The organism is Pseudomonas fluorescens group sp., from assembly GCF_020093335.1.
Classification (GTDB): domain Bacteria; phylum Pseudomonadota; class Gammaproteobacteria; order Pseudomonadales; family Pseudomonadaceae; genus Aquipseudomonas; species Aquipseudomonas petroselini.
Window position 1 is genome coordinate 1 of sequence record NZ_JAIOKW010000058.1, and the last position, 23,127, is coordinate 23,127.

22 protein-coding genes are annotated in these 23,127 nt (G+C 61.0%); 14 read left to right on the forward strand and 8 right to left on the reverse strand.

Annotation, left to right across the window (positions count from 1 at the left end):
- Positions 1-171: 171 nt before the first annotated feature.
- The 3 genes from K7431_RS29340 to K7431_RS29350 all read right to left on the reverse strand — a co-directional run bounded on the left by K7431_RS29340 (position 172) and on the right by K7431_RS29350 (position 3,252).
- Positions 172-1,830: a cation acetate symporter gene (locus K7431_RS29340; RefSeq protein WP_012723086.1), complete on the reverse strand. Its 1,659-nt coding sequence runs from the start codon at positions 1,828-1,830 to the stop codon at positions 172-174.
- A complete protein-coding gene (locus K7431_RS29345) occupies positions 1,827-2,138 on the reverse strand; it encodes a DUF485 domain-containing protein (RefSeq protein WP_012723085.1) in 312 nt (103 codons plus the stop codon). The genes K7431_RS29340 and K7431_RS29345 overlap by 4 nt, the downstream gene beginning before the upstream one ends.
- A 262-nt stretch (positions 2,139-2,400) precedes the next feature.
- Positions 2,401-3,252, reverse strand: coding sequence for a glycine betaine ABC transporter substrate-binding protein (locus K7431_RS29350; protein WP_012723084.1), 852 nt, complete (start codon positions 3,250-3,252; stop codon positions 2,401-2,403).
- Between the two features lie 332 nt (positions 3,253-3,584).
- On the opposite strand from K7431_RS29350, the gene K7431_RS29355 reads away from it, so the two are divergent.
- Positions 3,585-5,138, forward strand: coding sequence for a glycoside hydrolase family 17 protein (locus tag K7431_RS29355; RefSeq protein WP_043205026.1), 1,554 nt, complete (start codon positions 3,585-3,587; stop codon positions 5,136-5,138).
- Between the two features lie 81 nt (positions 5,139-5,219).
- On the opposite strand, the gene K7431_RS29360 is transcribed toward K7431_RS29355, so the two are convergent.
- Entirely contained in the window at positions 5,220-5,588 is a 369-nt protein-coding gene (locus K7431_RS29360; protein ID WP_012723082.1) for a hypothetical protein, read from the reverse strand.
- 236 nt (positions 5,589-5,824) lie between these two features.
- Here K7431_RS29360 and K7431_RS29365 point away from each other — a divergent pair, with 236 nt between their 5' ends.
- The 3 genes from K7431_RS29365 to K7431_RS29375 all read left to right on the forward strand — a co-directional run bounded on the left by K7431_RS29365 (position 5,825) and on the right by K7431_RS29375 (position 8,598).
- Positions 5,825-7,123 carry a serine protein kinase PrkA gene (locus K7431_RS29365; protein ID WP_012723081.1) on the forward strand — a complete coding sequence of 433 codons (1,299 nt, stop codon included), beginning with the start codon at positions 5,825-5,827 and terminating at the stop codon, positions 7,121-7,123.
- Entirely contained in the window at positions 7,116-7,904 is a 789-nt protein-coding gene (locus tag K7431_RS29370; protein ID WP_012723080.1) for an MlaA family lipoprotein, read from the forward strand. Before K7431_RS29365 ends, K7431_RS29370 begins: the two co-directional genes overlap by 8 nt.
- 262 nt (positions 7,905-8,166) lie before the next feature.
- Positions 8,167-8,598 (forward strand): hypothetical protein, encoded by a 432-nt coding sequence (locus tag K7431_RS29375; protein WP_012723079.1) that lies wholly within the window; start codon positions 8,167-8,169, stop codon positions 8,596-8,598.
- A gap of 168 nt (positions 8,599-8,766) precedes the next feature.
- On the opposite strand, the gene K7431_RS29380 is transcribed toward K7431_RS29375, so the two are convergent.
- Positions 8,767-9,681 (reverse strand): DUF808 domain-containing protein, encoded by a 915-nt coding sequence (locus K7431_RS29380; RefSeq protein WP_012723078.1) that lies wholly within the window; start codon positions 9,679-9,681, stop codon positions 8,767-8,769.
- 134 nt (positions 9,682-9,815) lie between these two features.
- Here K7431_RS29380 and K7431_RS29385 point away from each other — a divergent pair, with 134 nt between their 5' ends.
- Entirely contained in the window at positions 9,816-10,421 is a 606-nt protein-coding gene (locus K7431_RS29385) for a TetR/AcrR family transcriptional regulator (RefSeq protein ID WP_012723077.1), read from the forward strand.
- 116 nt (positions 10,422-10,537) lie between these two features.
- On the opposite strand, the gene K7431_RS29390 is transcribed toward K7431_RS29385, so the two are convergent.
- Entirely contained in the window at positions 10,538-10,978 is a 441-nt protein-coding gene (locus tag K7431_RS29390; RefSeq protein ID WP_012723076.1) for a GlcG/HbpS family heme-binding protein, read from the reverse strand.
- A gap of 256 nt (positions 10,979-11,234) precedes the next feature.
- On the opposite strand from K7431_RS29390, the gene gcl reads away from it, so the two are divergent.
- The 8 genes from gcl (at position 11,235) to K7431_RS29430 (ending at position 20,459) form a co-directional block, all read left to right on the forward strand.
- Positions 11,235-13,010, forward strand: a complete 1,776-nt coding sequence (gene gcl / locus K7431_RS29395; protein WP_012723075.1) for a glyoxylate carboligase — start codon at positions 11,235-11,237, stop codon at positions 13,008-13,010.
- A 10-nt stretch (positions 13,011-13,020) separates the two neighbouring features.
- A complete protein-coding gene (gene hyi, locus K7431_RS29400) occupies positions 13,021-13,803 on the forward strand; it encodes a hydroxypyruvate isomerase (protein WP_012723074.1) in 783 nt (260 codons plus the stop codon).
- Positions 13,804-13,948: 145 nt separating this feature from the next.
- A complete protein-coding gene (locus tag K7431_RS29405) occupies positions 13,949-14,839 on the forward strand; it encodes a 2-hydroxy-3-oxopropionate reductase (RefSeq protein ID WP_012723073.1) in 891 nt (296 codons plus the stop codon).
- A gap of 58 nt (positions 14,840-14,897) precedes the next feature.
- The gene (locus K7431_RS29410) at positions 14,898-16,178 is read left to right on the forward strand and encodes a glycerate kinase type-2 family protein (protein ID WP_012723072.1); all 1,281 of its coding nucleotides are present in this window, start codon (positions 14,898-14,900) and stop codon (positions 16,176-16,178) included.
- Positions 16,168-17,583, forward strand: coding sequence for a pyruvate kinase (pyk, locus tag K7431_RS29415; RefSeq protein WP_012723071.1), 1,416 nt, complete (start codon positions 16,168-16,170; stop codon positions 17,581-17,583). Before K7431_RS29410 ends, pyk begins: the two co-directional genes overlap by 11 nt.
- 34 nt (positions 17,584-17,617) lie before the next feature.
- Positions 17,618-18,493 carry an urea transporter gene (locus K7431_RS29420; protein WP_012723070.1) on the forward strand — a complete coding sequence of 292 codons (876 nt, stop codon included), beginning with the start codon at positions 17,618-17,620 and terminating at the stop codon, positions 18,491-18,493.
- Between the two features lie 31 nt (positions 18,494-18,524).
- A complete protein-coding gene (locus K7431_RS29425; protein WP_012723069.1) occupies positions 18,525-19,349 on the forward strand; it encodes an ion transporter in 825 nt (274 codons plus the stop codon).
- A gap of 105 nt (positions 19,350-19,454) precedes the next feature.
- Positions 19,455-20,459 carry a sulfate ABC transporter substrate-binding protein gene (locus tag K7431_RS29430; RefSeq protein ID WP_012723068.1) on the forward strand — a complete coding sequence of 335 codons (1,005 nt, stop codon included), beginning with the start codon at positions 19,455-19,457 and terminating at the stop codon, positions 20,457-20,459.
- 118 nt (positions 20,460-20,577) lie between these two features.
- Here K7431_RS29430 and K7431_RS29435 read toward each other — a convergent pair whose 3' ends face one another.
- Positions 20,578-21,192, reverse strand: coding sequence for a DUF5666 domain-containing protein (locus tag K7431_RS29435; protein WP_012723067.1), 615 nt, complete (start codon positions 21,190-21,192; stop codon positions 20,578-20,580).
- Positions 21,193-21,368: 176 nt separating this feature from the next.
- Between K7431_RS29435 and K7431_RS29440 the strand changes: the two genes are divergently transcribed.
- Positions 21,369-22,565 (forward strand): MFS transporter, encoded by a 1,197-nt coding sequence (locus K7431_RS29440; RefSeq protein ID WP_012723066.1) that lies wholly within the window; start codon positions 21,369-21,371, stop codon positions 22,563-22,565.
- A 9-nt stretch (positions 22,566-22,574) separates the two neighbouring features.
- Here K7431_RS29440 and K7431_RS29445 read toward each other — a convergent pair.
- The coding region (locus tag K7431_RS29445) for a M10 family metallopeptidase C-terminal domain-containing protein (RefSeq protein ID WP_224316762.1) at positions 22,575-23,127 on the reverse strand (553 nt) is incomplete at its 5' end.

The window sequence follows — 23,127 nt, forward strand, 5'->3', positions numbered from 1 at the left end:
CCCCAAACCCAGGCACCTCGGTTCTAATTGGAGAACTGAGTGCCTGAGATGGGGCGGCTTCGCCACCCAGCGCGGGGCAAGCCCGCTCACTACAGACCTACCCTCACCGATATTCAGGTAAAAAAATGCCCCGGCCTTGCGACCGGGGCATTTCTTTATCCAGCTGCAACCTTAGTGATTAACCGCCCCGCTCGCCCCCAGGCCAGTCTGCGAACGCACAAACTGCGGGAAGTACAGCGCACGCTCTTTCTCTGCCGCCGCCGACTTGTCGGTGATAGAGAAGAACCAGATGCCGACGAACGCAATGATCATCGAGAACAGCGCCGGGTACTCGTACGGGAAGATGGCTTTTTCGTGATGCAGGATCGAGACCCAGATGGTCGGGCCAAGTACCATCAGGCCAACGGCACTGACCAGGCCCAACCAGCCGCCGATCATCGCGCCACGGGTGGTGAGGTTCTTCCAGTACATGGAAAGCAGCAACACCGGGAAGTTACAGCTGGCAGCAATGGAGAACGCCAGACCGACCATGAACGCAATGTTCTGGCTTTCGAACAGGATACCCAGGCCGATAGCCAGCACCGCCAGGGCGATGGTGGTGATCTTCGACACGCGAATCTCATCTTTATCGTTGGCCTTGCCTTTCTTGATCACGCTGGCATACAGGTCGTGGGACACCGCCGAGGCACCCGCCAGGGTCAAACCGGCAACCACTGCCAGGATGGTGGCGAAGGCCACGGCCGAGATGAAGCCCAGGAAGATACTGCCGCCCACCGCGTTGGCCAGGTGCACCGCCGCCATGTTGTTACCGCCCAGCAAGGCGCCTGCCGCATCCTTGAACGCCGGGTTGGTGCTGACCAGCAAGATCGCGCCGAAGCCGATGATAAAGGTCAGGATGTAGAAGTAGCCGATGAAGCCGGTTGCATACAACACGCTCTTACGCGCTTCCTTGGCGTCGCTCACGGTAAAGAAGCGCATCAGGATGTGCGGCAGGCCGGCGGTACCGAACATCAGTGCCAGGCCCAGGGAGAATGCCGAGATCGGGTCTTTCACCAGACCGCCAGGGCTCATGATCGCCTCACCTTTAGGGTGAACCTTGATCGCCTCGGCAAACAGCATGTTGAAGTCAAAGTTGACGTGCTTCATCACCATCAGCGCCATGAACGAGGCACCGGACAGCAACAGCACAGCCTTGATGATCTGCACCCACGTGGTCGCCAGCATGCCGCCGAACAGCACATACAGGCACATCAGGATGCCCACCAGGATCACCGCTACGTGGTAGTCCAGGCCGAACAGCAGTTGGATCAACTTGCCCGCGCCCACCATCTGCGCGATCAGGTAGAACGCCACCACCACCAGCGAGCCACAGGCCGACAGGCTGCGGATCTGGGTTTGCCCGAGGCGATAGGACGCCACGTCGGCAAAGGTGTACTTGCCCAGGTTACGCAGGCGCTCTGCGATCAGGAACAGAATGATCGGCCAGCCCACCAGGAAGCCGATCGAGTAGATCAGGCCGTCGTAGCCGGAGGTAAACACCAGTGCGGAAATACCCAGGAAAGACGCCGCCGACATGTAGTCGCCGGCAATCGCCAGGCCGTTCTGGAAGCCGGTGATCTTGCCGCCGGCCGCATAGTAGTCGGCCGCCGACTTGTTACGTTTGGAAGCCCAGTAGGTGATGCACAGAGTGGCACCGACAAACGCGACGAACATCAAGATGGCGGAGACGTTCAGCGGTTGTTTGTGTACTTCACCGGTCAATGCGTCCGCCGCCCAAAGGGCTGGAGCAAAAAGCGAAGCGCCGAGTACTGCCAGTAGACGCCGGATCATTGCGCAGCCTCCTTGAGAATCGCATTGTTCAGGTCGTCAAATTCGCCGTTGGCCCGACGCACATAGATGCCGGTCAGGACAAACGCAGACACAATCAGCCCGACGCCCAGGGGAATGCCCCAGGTAATCGACGAACCGGGGCTGATCTTGGCCCCCAGTACTTGTGGCCCGTAGGCGATCAACAGGATGAATCCGGAGTAGAGCCCTAGCATGATCGCCGAGAGAATCCAGGCGAACCGTTCCCTTTTTCTCACCAGCTCCTTGAAACGCGGGCTGTTTTGAATCGAGAGGTAAATGCTGTCGTTCATTGTTTTTATCCTCGCAGCACAGCTTTTTTATTATTGGAACGTATCCACTGTATGCGGCTGCGGAACAGGTTCCAGACGACCTTAGTATTAGAGGGAGTGTAGCGAGGGATTGGGAGGGCGAAGAAAGATTTGCGGGTCACGAAAATAATGTGGGAGGAGGCTTGCCCCCGATGGCAGTGGGTCAGCTACAGATGAGCTGACTGAAACACTGCCATCGGGGGCAAGCCCCCTCCCACAGGGGGTGTATCAAGGCATTGGGGAGTTACTTACCGATCCACTCGGCCACACGCTCAGGGTGCTTGGCTACCCAATCCTTGGCCGCGGCATCCGGCTTGGCGCCCTCTTGGATAGCGAGCATGACTTCGCCGATTTCGTCCTTGGAGGCCCACTGGAATTTCTTCAGGAAGGCCGCGACTTCCGGCGCTTTCTTCTCCAGGCCCTTGCTGCCGATGCTGTTGACGGTTTCAGCAGCACCATAAATCCCTTTTGGATCGTCCAGGAAGCGCAGCTTCCATTTGGCGAACATCCAGTGTGGCACCCAACCGGTGACCGCAATGGATTCCTGTTTGTCTTCGGCACGGGTCAACTCGGCGATCATCGCCGCGCCCGAGCTGGCTTGCAGCTTGTAATCAAGGCCGTATTGCTTGATGGCTTCGTCGGTCTTGAGCATCACGCCTGAACCGGCGTCGATGCCGACGATCTTGTTCTTGAAGGTGGTATCGGTCTTGAGGTCTTCGATGGACTTGGCCTTGACGTACTCCGGCACGATCAGGCCGATCTTCGCGTCCTTGAAGTTAGGGCCGTAGTCGACCACCTTGTCCTTGTTCTTCGCCCAATACTCACCGTGCGTCACGGGCAGCCAGGCGGAGAGCATGGCATCGAGTTTGCCGGTGGCGACACCCTGCCACATGATCCCGGTGGCGACCGCTTGCAGTTTCACGTCATAACCGAGCTTTTGCTTGATCACCTCAGCCGCCACGTGCGTGGTGGCAACGCTGTCAGACCAGCCATCCACATAGCCGATGCTCAGGGTTTTGCTGTCGGCGCTGGCCAGTGTGGAGCTCATCGCAACTACCAGAGTGGCAGCTGCGCCCAAGAGTCGTCGCATCTTCATCGTACTTCCCCGAAAGTGCTGCGCCCGGCGGATGCCGAGCGACGTCAACCTGTTGTTATGTGGTGCACCGCGCCCCCTTCACGCGCATCGATCACGGTAGTGCGCCGTCAGCGGAGTACTGACGCTTCGATCATCAACCTGCCGGGACCTTCGACCTGCTCTGTCAGCGACCTTGTGCAAGCAGGAAACGACATCACATAGCCAGTAGGACGCTTTGTAGGATTTGACGCCAGAATCCCGCCCGAACTTTGCATGTCAAAATTATGCTGCCCCACTGGGAAGGGCTAAATCCGGGTAAGATGCGCGCCTTTGCTCCTCCAGATAAGCCAACCATGCCCGCGATCGCCCGCTTCCCTGCCCTCCCCTATTGCTTCGCCTTGATCCTTGGCCTGCTGGCCATGATCGGCTACTGGTATGGCCTCGGCCGGCCGGTGATACTGCCCGACGTCGCCAGCGCCACGCACAAGATGCAGTGCGCGTCCTACACGCCGTTCGATAAGGACCAATCGCCGTTTGACCAGCCGTTCACCCTGCGTCCGGAGCGCATGGACGCTGACCTGGCCCTGCTGGCGACCCGCTTCGAGTGCATTCGCACCTACTCCATGACCGGCCTGGAAGCCTTGCCGGAAATGGCACGCAAGCATGGCCTTAAGGTGATGGCCGGCGCCTGGGTCAGCAGCGACCCGGTGGCGACCGCCAAGGAAGTCAACGAATTGATCGCCGCGGCCAACGCCAACCCTGACGTCGTGACCTCAGTGATCGTCGGCAACGAAGCGCTGCTGCGCAAGGAAGTCACCGCCAAACAGCTGGTGGCGCTGATCCACACTGTCAAAAGCCAGATCAAGCAGCCGGTGACGTACGCGGATGTCTGGGAGTTCTGGCTGCAACACCCGGAAATCGCGCCGGCGGTGGACTTCCTCACGATCCACCTGTTGCCGTACTGGGAAGATGAGCCGTCCGGCATCGACCAGGCCCTCAAGCACGTAGGTGACGTGCGCCAGACCTTTGGCAACAAGTTTGCGCCCAAGGACATCCTGATCGGTGAAACCGGCTGGCCCAGCGAAGGCCGCCAGCGCGAAACCGCCGTGCCAAGCCGGGTCAACGAAGCGAAGTTCATGCGCGGCTTCGTGGCCATGGCCGAGGCCAATGGCTGGCGTTACAACCTGATCGAAGCCTTTGACCAGCCGTGGAAGCGCGCCAGCGAAGGCGCCGTGGGCGGTTACTGGGGCCTGTTCGATGCCGACCGCCAGGACAAGGGCATTCTCGCCGGGCCCGTGACCAATGTGCCTTACTGGCCACTGTGGCTGGGGGTGGGCGGGATCATCCTGCTGGGCGCCTTGGTGCTCGGTGGTCGTGTACGCAGTGTGCGTGCCGCTATCGCCCTGCCGCTGCTGGGCGCCGTTGCCGCATGCGCCATCGGCACCTGGGCTGAACTGACCCGCGTTACCGCGCGTTTCAATGATGAATGGGTGTGGGCAGGCTTGCTGGTGGTGTTGAACCTGCTGGTGCTGGCTCACGCGGCACTGGCCCTGAGCGCCCGGGAAGGTTGGCGCGCACGGGCCTTCAACTGGCTGGAACAGCGCGCGGGCTGGCTGGTGGCGATTGCCGGATTCGCTGGCGCGGTGATGATGCTGGCGTTGGTGTTTGACCCGCGCTATCGCAGCTTCCCGACGGCGGCGCTGGTAGTACCGGCCTTGGTGTACCTGGTGCGGCCGGTGACCGGACCGCGTCGGGAGATTGCGCTGCTGACCTTTATCATCGGTGCGGGCATTGCGCCGCAGTTGTACCGTGAAGGGTTGTTGAACCAGCAGGCGTGGGGTTGGGCGATGGTTAGCCTGCTCATGGTTGCAGCCTTGTGGCGCTGCTTGCGGGTGCGCAAGCTCTAAAACCGCTATCGGGGGGCAAGCCCCCTCCCACAGTTGGAATGCATTCCCCTGTGGGAGGGGCTTGCCCCCGATGAGGCCTTATCAGGCGACGCGGGGCTTCCTGACCAACCGCAACCCCGCAATCACCACCGCAAACACCGCAAACGTGGTGTTGTACAACGCCAGCGCCGGCAAACCGAAGACCATCCCCAGCACCGCCAAACCCCACCCGGCACGACCCGGCACGAAAAACGCCAGCACTGACGTGATCAGCGCCGCCCAGCCCAGCACCTTGAAGTGGATCATCAACCCCAGGTTCGAACGCAACTGGCATTCCCAACGGCTGGCTTCGTCCGCACAGATGCCGACCCACTGGCCATCTTCCATAAAGCCATAGCGCGCACCGTAACTGGCGGCCAGCCATAGCGGCAGTGCAACAAGCAGCAAAATCAGCGGCAAACGACGGGACATGAGGCACTCCGATAGGCAAAAACGGCGCTCAGCTTAATGCCCCGCCGGCCATTAGCAAGGCGCATATACACAATTAGTGTTCACGTACACGTGTCAAAGTGTATCGTCTGGCTACTATTACCCCGATTCCGACGTTTTTTTCCGACATTTCGTGCCGAGTGATGGCACTTCGGCGATAGGACGGCGGTCATAGCCTGCGAACTTCATTAAGCACGTTTCCTCCTAGGGATTAAGTCATGCTCCGTTCCTTGCGCTGTGCTGCCTTACTGGGCAGCCTTTTTCTGAGTGCGTCAGCACTGGCCGTCGATATCGACCAAGCCAGCTATGGCTACCCTTTGACCAACCCATTTGAAGCGACTATCGCCACCACACCGCCCGACCTTCGGCCCAAATTGCCGAACGATGACGAGATCAACCAATCCGACTACACCTTGAACATGCGCCCCGAGCGCGAGTTCAGCCTGCCGGACAACTTCTGGGCGGTGAAGAAGCTCACCTACCGCATCGCCAAGCAGGATCGCGCCGCGCCGCTGATCTTTCTGATCGCGGGCACCGGGGCAAGGTTTGACAGCAGCATCAACGAATACCTGAAAAAGCTCTATTACCAGGCCGGCTACCACGTGGTGCAACTGTCGTCGCCCACCAGCTTCGACTTCATCAGCGCCGCCTCGCGCTTCGCGACTCCGGGGATCACCCAGGAAGACGCCGAAGACATGTACCGCGTGATGCAGGCCGTGCGGGCGCAGAACGCCTCGCTGCCGGTGACCGACTTCTACCTCACCGGCTACAGCCTCGGCGCCCTGGATGCGGCGTTTGTCAGCAAGCTCGACGAGACCCGTCGCAGCTTCAACTTCAAGAAAGTGCTGCTGCTGAACCCGCCGGTCAACCTCTACACCTCGATCACCAACCTCGACAAGCTTGTTCAAACCGAAGTGAAGGGCATCAACAACACCACCACCTTCTACGAGCTGGTGCTGAACAAGCTGACCCGTTACTTCCAGCAAAAGGGCTACATTGACCTCAATGACGCCCTGCTCTACGACTTCCAGCAATCCAAGCAGCACCTGACCAACGAACAGATGGCCATGCTGATCGGCACCTCGTTCCGCTTCTCGGCGGCCGACATCGCCTTTACCTCGGACTTGATCAACCGCCGTGGCTTGATCATCCCGCCGAAGTACCCGATCACCGAAGGCACCAGCCTCACGCCGTTCCTCAAGCGTGCGCTGCAATGTGATTTCGATTGCTACCTCACCGAACAGGTGATCCCGATGTGGCGAGCCCGTTCCGACGGCGGCAGCCTCTTGCAACTGGTCGACCAGGTCAGCCTGTACGCCCTTAAGGACTACCTGCACTCCAACCCGAAGATCGCCGTCATGCACAACGCCGACGACGTAATCCTCGGCCCTGGCGACCTCGGTTTCCTGCGTAAAACCTTCGGCGATCGCTTGACCGTCTACCCGCTGGGCGGCCACTGCGGCAACCTTAATTACCGCGTCAACGCCGACGCCATGCTGGAGTTCTTCCGTGGCTAAATATCTTCTGCTGCTTGCCGCCTTGATGTGCGCAGGTGTGGCCAATGCCGACAACAGCAAGGCCCATGAGCCGGTCAACGTGGGTGCCGACGGGTTCAAGGAACCGCTGACTAAGCTCAAGTTCAACCCGGGCCTGGACCAGCGCGAGTTCGAGCGTTCGTCGCTGACCGCACTCAACGTGTACGACCCACTGGAATCGTGGAACCGTCGCGTGTACCACTTCAACTACCGCTTCGACCAGTGGGTGTTCCTGCCGGTGGTCAACGGTTACACCTATGTGACGCCCAGCTTCCTGCGCACCGGCGTGAGCAACTTCTTCAACAACCTGGGCGATGTGCCCAACCTGTTGAACAGCCTGCTTCAGCTCAAGGGCCACCGCTCCCTGGAAACCACCGGGCGCCTGCTGGTCAACACCACTATCGGCATCGCCGGCCTGTGGGACCCAGCCACCGCCATGGGCCTGCCGCGCCAGAGCGAAGACTTCGGCCAGACCCTAGGCTTCTACGGCGTGCCCGGCGGCGCCTACCTGGTGCTGCCGATCTTCGGCCCATCGAACCTGCGCGACACCGGCGGTTTGCTGGTCGATTACACCGCCGAAACCCAGATCAACTTCCTCAACGTGGCCGAAGTCAGCTCCAACCACCCGGAAGTCTGGGCCCTGCGCGCGGTCGACAAGCGCTACCAGACCAGCTTCCGTTATGGTCAGATGAACTCGCCGTTCGAGTATGAGAAGGTGCGGTACATCTATACTGAGTCTCGAAAGTTACAAATAGCTGAGTAAAAAAGCTCAATAAGAACAAGGCCATTCGAGAAAGTCGAATGGCCTTTTTTTATGGCCAACAGAACACCATACAATTAGTAAAACCTCCTACGACTGCAAACACACATACCATACGAGCTAAAAGGTATTTCTCATAAGCGTTACAAACTATCTATTTTAGGAACCCCCCTCCCTCATTCGCCAATCACTTTATGAGGACAGCAAATGGACTCCAACTTAACGTTCAATATCGTTACATTAAAAATCACACAAGGATTGTTATATGTCGCCCTCTATGACCCTCGACCCCCAACGGTTTTTCTATGCGGCACCTGCATTGCCTTCACAGCCTTCAAACCACATGAGGCCTGAGAAAGCAGAAAAAACCCCTTATCTTGCTTCACTAGGCCGCAATCTCTACGACGCCATCGAGTACGTTGACCCGGTGACTAAGGATTTTGCGATATCTACCCCCAGCGAGTTGTTGAAGCAGCGCGTAGGTGACTGGGACGATGTGAGTCGCAGCAAAAAAGAGAGGCAGGCTTCCCTTCTGAAAGCCAATGAAATAATCAAGAGTTTTGATCAAAACGGTAATCACCAGATCGACGGGGCCCAACTGTATATGAACCGTAGGGCCGTTCACAGCGTGTCTGAATTGACTAAACCGGGCTCTGAACTTGAAAAGCTTTATGAATACCTCATCCCCAAAGATTAAACGCCTTCAGCGTGGGTAAGTAAAAGTTTGCGCGGGCAGCACCTGACAGTATCACCTGCCCGCAAAAACCAAGATGCTTATGTAACATCACACAACGTGCAGACTGCACAGTAAACGCGCACAAAAAAGGCCGTTCGGTTGAGCGGCCTTTTTAATTCCACACCTGCATCAAGCCTTGAATGTTTTCCACACCTTGCCGATCACGCTGACCACCGCCAGCACCACCGCGCCCGCAATAATCCCCGCCACCCCATTCAGCAGCACCGGCACCAGCCACGCCGCCCCGCCCGCGCCCTGGCTGAGCGTCTCGATCCAGTGATGCACCACCGGCACGCCATGGGTGAGAATGCCGCCGCCCACCAGGAACATCGCCGCCGTACCGATCACGGAGAGGCTCTTCATCATGTAAGGCGCCGCCCGCAGGATCGCGCCGCCGATACTGCGGGCCACTTGGCCAGGCTTCTGGGTGAGCCACAGGCCCAGGTCATCCAGCTTGACGATGCCAGCCACCAGCCCGTAGACACCGATGGTCATGACAATGGCAATGCCGGATAACACGACCACCTGCTGCATCAACGGCGCGTCAGCCACAGTGCCGAGGGTGATGGCGATGATTTCGGCCGAGAGGATGAAGTCGGTGCGGATGGCGCCTTTGATCTTGTCCTTTTCAAAGGCCACCAGATCGGTGGCCGGGTCGGCCACGGCCTCGACCAACTGCGCACGTTCAGCCTGGTCTTCGGTCTTGCTGTGCAGGAATTTATGCGCGAGCTTCTCGAAACCTTCAAAACACAGGTAGGCACCCCCGAGCATCAGCAACGGCGTCACCGCCCACGGCGCGAATGCACTGATCAGCAAAGCGGCCGGCACCAGGATCAACTTGTTGACGAACGACCCTTTCGCCACCGCCCACACCACGGGAATTTCCCGCTCTGCGCGCACCCCGGAGACCTGCTGGGCATTGAGCGCCAAGTCATCGCCGAGCACGCCGGCGGTCTTCTTGGCCGCCACTTTTGTCATCAGGGCAACGTCATCGAGTACCGCGGCGATATCGTCGATCAACACCAACAAACTGCTTCCTGCCATGAATCGGGCTTCCATTAGAGAGGGAGGGGCCGAGCATAGCGCGGTGCAACGCTTTACGGGCACATTGTTGAGGCTCGCGGATGGCCGGTGCTACCATGCGCAACCGCCTGTCCTGGCAAGGAAACCTCTGGTTTATGAGCACCATTCGCGAGCGCAACAAAGAAAAAATCCTGCGGGCGGCCAGCGAGGAGTTTGCCGACAAAGGCTTCGCCGCGACTAAAACCAGCGACATCGCCGCCAAGGCCGGGCTGCCAAAGCCCAACGTCTATTACTACTTCAAGTCCAAGGACAACCTCTACCGCGAGGTGCTCGAGAGTATTATCGAGCCGATCCTGGCCGCTTCCACGCCGTTCAATCCGGACGGTGAGCCTTCGGTGGTGCTGAGCAACTACATCCGCTCAAAAATCCGCATCTCCCGCGACCTGCCGTTTGCCTCCAAGGTATTCGCCAGCGAAATCATGCACGGCGCCCCGCACCTCAGCGCCGACCAGGTCGAACAGTTGAACGCCCAAGCCAAGCACAACATCGCGTGCATCCAGCATTGGGTCGATCGCGGCCTGATCGCGGCGATTGACCCCAATCACCTGATGTTCAGCATCTGGGCGGCCACGCAGACGTATGCGGACTTCGACTGGCAGATCTCGGCGGTGACCGGCAAGGCCAAGTTGGATGAAGCGGATTACGAAGCGGCGGCGCAGACGATTATCCGGTTGGTGCTCAAGGGGTGTGAGCCGGACTGATAGACCGTGGCGTCTGTGCCAATCGGGGGCAAGCCCCCTCCCACACTTGAGTTGTGAACACCGTCAAATGTGGGAGGGGGCTTGCCCTCGATGAGGCCCTAACAGTCAACGCAGAATCAAGCAGACACCCCCGCATCCGCCATCAACCCCACCCCCTCGATCGCCGTGATCGCACACTGCTCATCAATATCCGACGTATCCCCGCTGATCCCGATCGCGCCCAGCACCACGCCTTCCTGATTCCGAATCAACACCCCACCCGGCGCCGGCACCACGCTGCCCTGCCCCAGGCTGTTCAGCGCGGCGATAAACGCCGGGCGTTGCTGTGCGTCCAGTGCCAGCAGGCGTGAGCCCTTGCCCAGGGCAATCGCGCCCCAGGCCTTGCCGATGGCGATCTGCGGGCGCAGCAGGCTGGCGCCGTCTTCGCGCTGCAGGGTGATCAGGTGCCCGCCGCTGTCGAGCACCGCAATGGTCAGCGGCGCTGCCGACAGGGTGCGCCCTGCAGTGAGGGCCTGGCTGGCCAGTTGGGTGGCGAGTTTCAAGGTTAAAGCGCTCATGGTGCCGTCCTTCTTTTGTTATTGGGAATGCCGTGGCGGTCTGAATGATCAGATGCTTGATCAAACAAATAGAACACAATGGCTTTTAATTTTGTATACAATATTTTCGCACAAAGGCTCCATACGTCGAAAAAAGCCGTTCCGACGAACGCAAAGGCCAGTCTATAAAATGCATTGACCTATGCCGCTCGCCGTGAATACACTTTGGCCAGACACCACTTGTATACAATTACAAAACGCAAGAGGCACCAAAATCATGAGCAAAATGAGAGCAATCGAAGCCGCCGTCCTGGTGATGCGCCGTGAAGGCGTGGACACCGCCTTCGGTATCCCAGGCGCCGCGATCAACCCGCTGTACTCGGCCTTGCAGAAGGTGGGTGGCATCGATCACGTCCTTGCTCGCCACGTTGAAGGCGCCTCCCACATGGCCGAGGGTTACACCCGGACCAAGGCCGGCAATATCGGCGTGTGCATCGGCACCTCGGGCCCGGCGGGCACCGACATGGTCACCGGCCTGTACAGCGCCTCGGCCGACTCGATCCCGATCCTGTGCATTACCGGCCAGGCCCCCCGCGCCCGTATGCACAAGGAAGACTTCCAGGCCGTGGACATCACCAGCATCGTCAAACCGGTGACCAAGTGGGCGACCACTGTCCTGGAGCCGGGCCAAGTGCCGTACGCCTTCCAGAAAGCCTTCTACGAAATGCGCTCCGGCCGCCCCGGCCCGGTGTTGATCGACCTGCCGTTCGACGTGCAAATGGCCGAGATCGAATTCGACATCGACGCCTACCAGCCACTGCCCCTGGCCAAGCCGTTGGCAACCCGCATCCAGGTCGAGAAAGCCCTGGCCCTGCTGGACCAGGCCGAACGCCCACTGCTGGTCAGCGGTGGCGGCGTGATCAACGCCGACGCCAGCGACTTGCTGGTTGAATTCGCTGAACTCACCGGTATCCCGGTGATCCCGACGCTGATGGGCTGGGGCACCATCCCGGACGATCACCCACAGATGGTGGGCATGGTCGGCCTGCAAACCTCTCACCGCTACGGCAACGCGACCCTGCTCAAGTCGGACGTGGTGCTGGGCATCGGTAACCGCTGGGCCAACCGCCACACCGGTTCGGTCGAGGTCTACACCGAGGGCCGCACGTTCATTCACGTCGACATCGAGCCGACGCAGATTGGCCGCGTCTTCACCCCGGACCTGGGCATAGTGTCCGACGCCGGTTCCGCACTGACGATGTTTATCGAAGTCGCCCGCGAGTGGAAAGCCGCCGGCAAGCTCAAGGACCGCAGTGCCTGGCTGCACGACTGTCAGCAACGCAAAGCCACCCTGCACCGCAAGACTCACTTCGACAACGTGCCGGTCAAGCCACAGCGTGTGTATGAAGAAATGAACCAGGTGTTCGGCAAAGACACCTGCTACGTCAGCACCATCGGCCTGTCGCAGATTGCCGGCGCGCAATTCCTGCACGTGTACAAGCCACGCCACTGGATCAACTGCGGCCAGGCCGGCCCGCTGGGTTGGACCATCCCCGCCGCTCTCGGCGTGGTCAAGGCCGACCCGAGCCGCAAGGTGGTGGCACTGTCGGGCGACTATGACTTCCAGTTCATGATCGAAGAACTGGCCGTGGGCGCGCAGTTCAAGCTGCCGTACATCCACGTGGTGGTGAACAACTCCTACCTGGGCTTGATCCGCCAGGCCCAGCGCGGGTTTGAAATGGACTACTGCGTGCAGCTGTCCTTTGACAACCTCAACGCTCCGGAACTCAACGGCTATGGCGTGGACCACGTCGCCGTCGCCGAAGGCCTGGGTTGCAAGGCCCTGCGCGTGTTCGAACCCGGCCAGATCGCACCGGCACTGCGCCGTGCCGAGGCAATGATCGAAGAATTCAAGGTGCCGGTGATCGTTGAAATTATTCTGGAACGCGTGACCAACATTTCCATGGGCACCGAGATCAACGCCGTCAACGAATTCGAAGACCTGGCACTGGTCGGCAACGATGCGCCGACTGCCATTTCCCTGCTCGATTAAGGAGAACCTTATGCCGCGTTTCGCCGCCAACCTGTCCATGCTGTTTACCGAACAGGACTTCCTTGCCCGTTTCAAAGCGGCCGCCGATGCCGGCTTCGAAGGTGTCGAGTACCTGTTCCCGTATGAATTCAGCTCCGCCGAAATCAAGGCGCAACTGGACGCCCACGGCCTGACCCAGGTGCTGTTCAACCTGCCGGCCGGCGACTGGGCCAAGGGCGAACGCGGCCTGGCGTGCCACCCTGACCGGATCGAGGAATTCCGTGCTGGGGTCAAGCTGGCGATTGCCTACGCCGAGGTGTTGGGCAACACCCAGATCAACTGCCTGGCGGGCATTCGACCACAAGGTATTGATGACAAGACCCTGGAAAAAACCTTCGTCGCCAACCTCAAGTACGCCGCCGAAAAGCTGCAAGCAGTGGGCATCAAGCTGGTGATGGAAGCGATCAACACCCGCGACATTCCAGGCTTCTACTTGAACAACACGGCGCAGGCTCTGTCGATTCGCGAGCAGGTCGGCAGCGACAATCTGTTCCTGCAATACGACATCTATCACATGCAAATCATGGAAGGCGACCTGGCCCGCACCATGGCCGCCCACTTGGAAGAGATCAACCACATCCAGCTGGCGGATAACCCAGGGCGCAACGAGCCGGGGACCGGGGAGATCAACTACCGCTTCCTGTTCGAACACCTGGACCGCATCGGGTACCCGGGTTGGGTCGGCTGCGAGTACAAGCCGTTGACCACCACCGAAGCGGGGCTGGGTTGGCTCAAGACCCATAACGCCATCTAACCAACACGACGCAACACCAATGTGGGAGGGGGCTTGCCCCCGATAGCGGCGGGTCTGTCAGTACTGTTTTACCTGACACACCGTCATCGGGGGCAAGCCCCCTCCCACAGGGGACCTGCGGTGTAATAACAAGAGGATTTTCGTCATGGCTAAAATCGGATTCATCGGCACCGGCATCATGGGCCAACCCATGGCCGCCAACCTGCAGAAAGCAGGTCACCAACTGTTCCTCTCCGAGCATCACGGTAAGGCCCCGCAAGCGCTGCTCGACGCGGGTGCCGTGGCCCTGGCCAACCCGCAGCAAGTGGCGCAGGAAGCCGAGTTCATCATCGTCATGGTGCCGGACACCCCGCAGGTCGATGACGTGTTGTTCCGCAAAGACGGCGTGGCTGCAGGCCTGTCGCCGAACAAGGTGGTGATCGACATGAGTTCGATCTCCCCCACCGCCACCAAGGCGTTCGCGGCGAAGATCAACGAGACCGGCGCGCAGTACCTGGATGCACCGGTGTCCGGTGGTGAAGTCGGCGCCAAGGCCGGCACCCTGAGCATCATGATCGGTGGTGAGCCGCAGACCTTCGAACGCGCCTTGCCGCTGTTCCAGGCCATGGGCAAGAACATCACCCTGGTGGGCGGCAATGGCGATGGCCAGACGGCCAAGGTTGCCAACCAGATCATCGTCGCGCTGAACATCCAGGCGGTGGCCGAAGCGTTGTTGTTCGCCGCCAAGAACGGCGCCGACCCGGCCAAGGTGCGTGAAGCGCTGATGGGCGGCTTTGCTTCGTCGAAAATCCTCGAAGTGCATGGCGAACGCATGATCAAGGGCACCTTCGATCCGGGCTTCCGTATCAACCTGCACCAGAAGGACCTCAACCTGGCCCTGGCCGGCGCCAAGGAGCTGGGGATCAACCTGCCGAACACCGCCGGCACCCAACAGGTGTTCAGCACGTGCACGGCGATTGGCGGCGGTAACTGGGACCATTCGGCGCTGATCAAGGGGCTGGAGCATATGGCGAATTTTTCGATTCGCGATAAATAGCCCCTGATTGCATTCCAAGCCTCACCTCTAATAACAAGAATCCCCCGGGAGCCCGCTTATGTCGGTCGATCCGCAACACCTGCTTCGCGAGCTGTTTGCCACAGCCATCGACGCCGCCCACCCCCGGCAAGTCCTCGAACCCTACCTGCCCGCCGACCGCAGCGGCCGTGTGATCGTGATCGGCGCCGGCAAGGCCGCCGCCGCCATGGCCTTGGTCGTGGAGAACGTCTGGCAGGGCGAAGTCACCGGCTTGGTGGTCACCCGTTACGGCCACGGCGCGCCCTGCCAGAAAATCGAAGTGGTCGAAGCCGCCCACCCCGTGCCCGACGCCGCCGGACTGGCCGTGGCCCAGCGCGTGCTGGCATTGATCAGCAACCTCGGCGAAGACGACCGTGTGATCTTCCTGCTGTCCGGCGGCGGCTCTGCCCTGCTGGCCCTGCCCGCCGAAGGCATCACCCTGGCCGACAAACAGGCGATCAACAAAGCCCTGCTCAAATCCGGGGCGACCATTGGCGAGATGAATTGCGTGCGCAAGCACCTCTCGGCGATCAAGGGTGGCCGCCTGGCGAAAGCGGCCTGGCCGGCGACGGTGTACACCTATGCGATTTCCGATGTGCCCGGCGACCAGGCCACGGTGATCGCCTCCGGCCCCACGGTCGGCGACCCGAGCACCTCGCAACAGGCCTTGGCGATTCTCAAGCGCTACCACATCGACGCCCCGGCTTCAGTGCGCAGCTGGTTGCAGAACCCGGCCTCGGAAACCGTCAAGCCCGGCGACCCGGTGCTTGCCCGCAGCCACTTCCAATTGATCGCCCGCCCCCAGCAATCCCTGGAAGCGGTGGCGGTAAAAGTGCGCCAGGCCGGGTTCAGCCCGTTGATCCTGGGCGACCTTGAAGGCGAAGCACGGGACGTGGCCAAGGTGCACGCCGGCATCGCCCGGCAGATCGTCCAGCACGGCCAGCCGCTGGCGGCGCCGTGCGTGATCCTCTCCGGCGGCGAAACCACCGTGACCGTGCGCGGCGATGGCCGTGGCGGGCGCAATGCGGAATTCCTGCTGAGCCTCACCGACAGCCTCAAAGGTCTGCCCGGCGTCTACGCCCTGGCCGGTGATACCGACGGCATCGACGGCTCGGAAGACAACGCCGGCGCGATTATGACGCCGTGCAGTTACCGCCGCGCCGAAGCGCTCGGCCTGTCGGCCAGCGACGCGTTGGATAACAACGACGGCTACGGCTATTTCGCCGCCCTCGACGGTTTGATCGTCACCGAGCCGACGCGCACCAACGTCAACGACTTCCGCGCCATCCTGATCCTTGAGACTGCCAAACATGACGCCTGACAAGAAGGTCAAAATCCTCGCCACCCTGGGCCCGGCCACCGACGGTATCGATGACATCCGCGAGCTGGTGGAAGCCGGGGTGAATATCTTCCGGCTCAATTTCAGCCACGGCGACCACGCCGACCACGCCCAGCGCTACCAGTGGATTCGCCAGGTGGAGCGCCAGCTGAATTACCCGCTGGGCATCCTCATGGACCTGCAAGGGCCGAAGCTGCGGGTCGGGCGGTTTGCCGAGAGCAAGGTGCAGTTGGTACGCGGCCAGGCCCTGCGCCTGGACCTCGACGAAACACCCGGTGACCAACGCCGGGTCAACCTGCCTCACCCGGAAATCATCCAGGCCCTTGAGCCCGGCATGGACCTGCTGCTGGACGACGGTAAGTTGCGCCTGCGGGTGATCACCAAACACGCCGACGCCATCGACACCACGGTGCTGAACGGCGGCGAATTGTCTGACCGCAAAGGCGTGAACGTCCCACAAGCTTTGCTGGAACTCAGCCCACTGACCGCCAAGGACCGGCGCGACCTGAGCTTCGGCCTGGAACTGGGTGTGGACTGGGTGGCGCTGTCGTTCGTGCAGCGCCCGGAGGATATCCGCGAAGCCCGTGAGCTGATCGGCGACAGAGCCTTCCTGATGGCCAAGATCGAGAAACCCTCGGCCGTGCAGCGCCTGCGGGAAATCGCCGAACTGAGCGACGCAATCATGGTGGCCAGAGGCGACCTGGGCGTGGAAGTGCCGGCCGAGAGTGTGCCGCAGATCCAGAAAGACATCATCAGCACCTGCCGCCAGCTGGGCAAACCGGTGGTGGTGGCCACGCAGATGCTGGAGTCCATGCGTTTCTCCCCGGCGCCGACCCGTGCCGAAGTTACCGATGTCGCCAATGCCGTGGCCGAAGGCGCGGACGCGGTGATGCTGTCGGCGGAAACCGCCTCCGGTGAGTACCCGCTGGAGGCCGTGCAGATGATGAGCAAGATCATCCGCCAAGTGGAAAACGGCCCGGACTACCAGGCCCAGCTGGATGTCAGCCGGCCCAAGGCGGATGCCACAGTGTCGGACGCCATCAGCTGCGCGATCCGCCGCATCAGCAGCATCCTGCCGGTGGCGGTATTGGTGAACTACAGCGAGTCGGGCAGCTCCAGCCTGCGCGCGGCGCGGGAACGGCCGGTGGCGCCGATCCTCAACCTCACGCCGAACCTGTCCACGGCACGGCGCTTGAGCGTGGCCTGGGGCGTGCATTCGGTGGTCAACGACCGCCTGCGCCAAGTGGATGAAGTGTGTTCCACCGCGCTGGAGATCGCGCAGGCGCAGGGCATGGCGCAGCGTGGGGACACGTTGGTGATTACGGCGGGGGTGCCGTTCGGGCAGCCGGGGTCGACCAATTCACTGCGGATCGAAACCCTACTCTAATCCTCTGTGGCGATCCCCCTTAGAAACTCGACCCATGCACAACCAAACCTGCCCCGACTGGGCCGAAGCCCTGCTCAACGGCTTCAGCCAGATCTTCCTGCAACGCCATCCCCTGTGTGGCCTGCTGTGCCTGCTCGCCATCCTGATCGGCGCACCGGCCCTGCTGGGCGGGGCGCTGCTCGGTGGCGTGGCGGGCTTGCTCACGGCCCAGCGCCGGGGCTATCCCAAGGTTGAACGCCAGGCCGGGCTTTATAGCTATAACGGTGTGCTGCTGGGTGTGTTGATCAGCCAGCACTTCGCCTGGTCGGCGTTGTTGCCGCCGCTGATCCTGGCGTGCGGCGGCTTGAGTGCGATCCTGACGCGGCACTGGTTGAAACACGCCAGCCAGCCCGATGACTTGCCGGCCTATACCGCACCTTTTGTCGGCCTGGGCTGGTTACTGCTGGGCACGGTACCGCCGAGCACGTTTGCCGTGACCGAGTCGGACACCCTGGCCGTGCTCACCGCGCCCTTCACCGGCCTGGCGCAAATCATGCTGCTGGATCAGCCGGTGGCCGGTGCCTCGATTGCACTGGGCCTGTGGCTGGCCAACCGCCGCGCCTGCGTATGGGCCCTGATCGGCGCCAGTGCCGGCATGCTGATCGCGCTGTGGCTGCAGGAACCCGCCAGCGCCCTCCTCGGCCTGCACGGCTATAACCCGGCGTTGGCCGCCTTGGCACTGAGCCAAGTGCGTCGCCAACCCTGGCTGCCGCTGCTCGGTCTCCTGCTGGCGATCCTCCTTACGCCAGGCTTTGCCGCCCTGCACCTGCCCGCGCTGACCGCACCGTTCATCCTCGCCTGCTGGCTGGTGCGCGCAGGCGCCCGAGTGCTGCGCAAACCCCGCATGGACAGGCCCTTCGAATCCCCCTAGGCTTGCTCGATATTCGATTCGGGCGGGATTTATGGACAGCAACAACGACTGGCGCCAGCGGCTCTACGTCATGGTTTTTCAAAGTGACACGGTCGCCGGGCGGCGCTTTGACGGCATCCTGCTGTTGATCATCCTCGCCAGCCTGGTGATCGTGATGCTCGACAGCATCGACCAGATACACCAGAACTATGCCGATGTGCTGGCCTACATCGAGTGGGGCTTCACGCTGATCTTCCTGATCGAGTACGGGTTGCGCCTGTATTGCTCGCCCAAGCCGTTGCGCTATGCCTTCAGCTTTTATGGGTTGGTGGATTTGCTGGCGATCGTGCCCGGTATCCTTGCGCTGTATTACAGCGACGCGCAGTACCTGCTGATCATCCGCATCATCCGCATGCTGCGGATCTTCCGCGTGCTCAAGCTCAGCCCCTACCTCAAGCAAGCCAATTACCTGATGGCGGCGCTGCGCGGCAGCAAGCAGAAGATCGTGGTGTTCCTGGTCAGCGTGTGCACCCTGGTGACGGTGTTCGGCACCTTGATGTACGTGATCGAAGGCCCGGAACACGGCTTTACCAGCATCCCGAAAGGCATCTACTGGGCCATCGTCACGCTGACCACCGTGGGCTTTGGCGATATCGTGCCGAAGACGCCGCTGGGCCAGGTGATTTCGTCGCTGGTGATGATCACCGGTTATTCGATCATTGCCGTGCCCACCGGTATTTTCACCGCCGAACTGGCCAGTGCCATGCGCGGTGAACAACTGCAAACCGACTGCCCGGTGTGCAAGAAAAACAGCCATGAGCCTAATGCGGCCTTTTGCTCGCGCTGTGGCAATGCGCTTTTTAAGAAAGTGGAATAAGCAAAGTGCGTTTTAATCTTTAAACGTCTATGCGGCGCCAGCTATAGTCGCTGGCAAATTGCCCTCACTCAATCGACAACCTTCTCGAACAACAAGGAATGAGCAGTGAAAAAACTCGTTAGCGCCTCTCTCCTGGCCGCCGGCCTTGCCCTGGCGGGCGCCGTCCACGCTGCCCCCGTCACACTGCTCAACGTCTCGTATGACGTAATGCGCGACTTCTATAAGGACTACAACGCCGCCTTCCAGAAACATTGGGAAGCCGAGCACCCGAACGACAAGCTGACCCTGCAGATGTCCTTCGGCGGCTCCAGCAAACAAGCGCGCTCGGTGATCGACGGCCTGCCGGCTGACGTGATCACCATGAACATGGCCACCGACATCAATGCCCTGGTCGACAACGGCAAACTGGTGCCGGACAACTGGGTCACCCGCCTGCCGAACAACAGCGCGCCGTTCACCTCGGCCACCGTGTTTATCGTGCGCAAAGGCAACCCCAAAGCCCTGAAAGACTGGCCGGACCTGCTCAAGGATGGCGTGCAGGTGATCGTGCCCAACCCGAAAACCTCGGGTAACGGCCGCTACACCTACCTGTCGGCCTGGGGCTATGTGCTCAAGAACGGCGGCGACGAAAACAAAGCCAAGGCGTTTGTCGGCAAACTGTTCAAACAGGCCCCTGTGCTGGACACCGGTGGCCGTGCCGCCACCACGACCTTCATGACCAACCAGATCGGCGACGTGCTGGTGACCTTCGAGAACGAAGCCGAGATGATCGCCCGTGAATTCGGGCGTGATCAGTTCGAAGTGATCTACCCAAGCGTCTCCGCCGAAGCCGAGCCGCCGGTGTCGGTGGTCGACAAAGTGGTCGAGAAGAAAGGCACCCGCGTGGCCGCCGAAGACTACCTGAAGTACCTGTGGTCGCCGGAAGGCCAGGAAATCGCCGCCAACAACTACCTGCGTCCGCGTGATCCGAAAGTACTGGCCAAGTACACCGACCGCTTCCCGAAAGTCGACTTCCTATCGGTGGAGAAGACCTTTGGTGACTGGCGCACGGTGCAGAAGACTCACTTCAATGATGGCGGCGTTTTCGACCAGATCTACAGCGGCCAGTAATTGATAAATGTGGGAGGGGGCTTGCCCCCGATGGCGGTATATCAGCTGGTTTATCCGTTGGCTGACACACTGCTATCGGGGGCAAGCCCCCTCCCACATTTGGCTCCGTGTTTGGCCGTTACATCGGCGGTGTCACGCCGTCCTTGCCGGCTGAGATGGCTTGGGCCGTAATAGTCCCATCCGCCCCCTGCGCCGCAAACAACACCACCTTCACGCCCGCCTTGAGCAAACTGCGATCCCCCGGTTCCAGGTTGACGATCGGCACATCCTCCGGCACGACGATCTTCTGTTCGCCGCCTTTGTATTTCACGGTCAACGTCCGCCCGTTGCTGACCACCAGGTCGCCGACGGTGCCGTTGGTCATGCTGCTGCCTTCTTTCAGATCAAACGCGCGATGCCCGTCGCCCGTACCGGCCATGGCCGGGGGGAACACGTGCACTTCCAGCGCGGTCAGGCTGCCGTCGGCATTGGGCATGGCGGCGGAGCCAATGTAGCTGCCGGGCTTGATCTCATCGATTTTGGCCAGGGTGACCGCGCGCACCTGGGTGGCCGGGGTGAGGTGCACGATGACGTCCTCGCCGCTGTTGACCTTGACGTGCATCGCATCGCCTTCCATCGCCGTAATGGCGCCGCGCACACCCACTCGTGGGGCGTCCGCAGCCTGGGCCAGGCCAACGGCCATGGCGGCGGCAAGCGTGGAAGCCAGGAGCATCTTGTTCAACGTGATTTTCATGACAGTCAATTTCCTGTTTCGGCAGTTGTGCCTGAATGTATCATCAGGCCTCGCGCAGAAAGTTAACGATTCACTCATCATTACCGGGCATGAGTGTTATCACTGCCGACGGCCTACCCCGGCTACGGTGTTGTCTTTAGGCTCGCCCCACTTTCCTTCGCTTTTATGAGAACACCATGAACGCTACTTCCCACGCTACAACCACCATGACCCGGAGCATGGTGATGCTGTTTGCGTTTTGCTGCGGCGCGATCGTCGCCAACATCTACTACGCGCAACCGATCATCGAGCTGATCGCACCGGACATCGGCCTCACGCCCGCCATGGCCAGCCTGATCGTCTCGCTGACGCAAATCGGCTACGCCCTGGGCCTGTTTTTCCTGGTGCCGTTGGGTGATCTGCTGGAAAACCGCAAGCTGATGATCGCCACCACCGTACTCGCTATCGCCAGCCTGTTGGGGGCAGCGGTCACCGAGCAGCCGAACCTGTTCCTGCTGGTGTCGCTGTTGATCGGTTTCAGTTCGGTGTCGGTGCAAATCCTGATTCCACTGGCCGCGCACCTGGCACCCGCCGAGTCCCGTGGCCGGGTGGTCGGCAGCATCATGGGCGGCCTGTTGCTCGGTATCCTGCTGGCTCGGCCGGTGTCCAGCGTAGTGGCGGACCACTTCGGCTGGCGCGCGATGTTCATGGCGGCGGCGGCGTTGATGGCGTTTATCAGCGTGGTGCTGCTGATCACCATCCCCAAGCGCCAACCCGACCACAGCGCCAGCTACGGCCAACTGCTGCGCTCCCTCGGCACCTTGCTGCGTGAGCAACCGGTACTGCGCCAACGCGCGTTTTACCAGGGTTGCATGTTCGCCACCTTCAGCCTGTTCTGGACCGCCGCCCCACTGGAACTGGCGCGCAATCACGGCCTGAGCCAAAGCGAGATCGCGCTGTTTGCCTTGGTCGGTGCACTGGGTGCCATCGCCGCGCCTATCGCCGGGCGCCTGGCCGATGCCGGTCATACCCACCGCGCGTCGCTGTTGGCCATGCTGTTCGCCGCTTTGAGTTTCCTGCCGGCCTTCGTGCACCCGCTGTACAGCGTGATCGGCTTGGCCGTGACCGGTGTGGTCCTGGATTTCTGCGTGCAGATGAACATGGTGCTCGGCCAGCGTGCCATCTACGCCCTCGACGCTAACAGCCGCAGCCGCTTGAATGCGCTGTACATGACCAGCATCTTCATCGGCGGCGCCTTCGGCTCAGCCATTGCCAGCAGCGTGTATGAACACGGCGGCTGGCTGGGCGTGATGCTGGTGGGCAGTGCATTCCCGTTGGTGGCGTTGCTGCGGTTCCTGAGTGCTTCGCGCCAGGGCACGGCCGCCACCGCTTGAGTGGTGGAATCAGGGCTGTTTTTTTCCAGCGGATGCCTGGCCGGACGACGACGTTAGCAGGCTCAGCAACTGCGAGAAGATCGCTAGCAATGTGACGACAAAGATGTGGATCACGCCAGCGGTACTGTCCTGCTTTTTATCCGGCAAGGGCGCGGGAGTGGGGGCAGGCGCCGGGACAGGCGCCGGTGTGGGAGCAGGCGCCGGCTTGGGCAAGGGTGAGACCTCCGGTGCCTGGCCGTCCCACCGCACATCGGCCGGTTTGATCTCGCCCTTACTCTTGACCAACAAGTCCGCAGTGCCCGTTCCTTTCAGGTCAATGGCCAGGCTTGACTGGCCCGTATTGGCATCCTGCTTAAGCACTGCTTCACCCGCTCGACCAGTGAACCGATCGGTAAATACCAGGCCACGGACACCCGCGTCCTTCAACGCACCCGACACGTCGATTTTATCGGTACCGCTGGTGAAATCCTCGATCATGTCAGGCTGGTCCGGCGTGGAGTCACTGGCCTTGTCGTAGACAAAGGTATCCGCGCCACCCCCGCCTCTCAGGGTATCAGCTGTC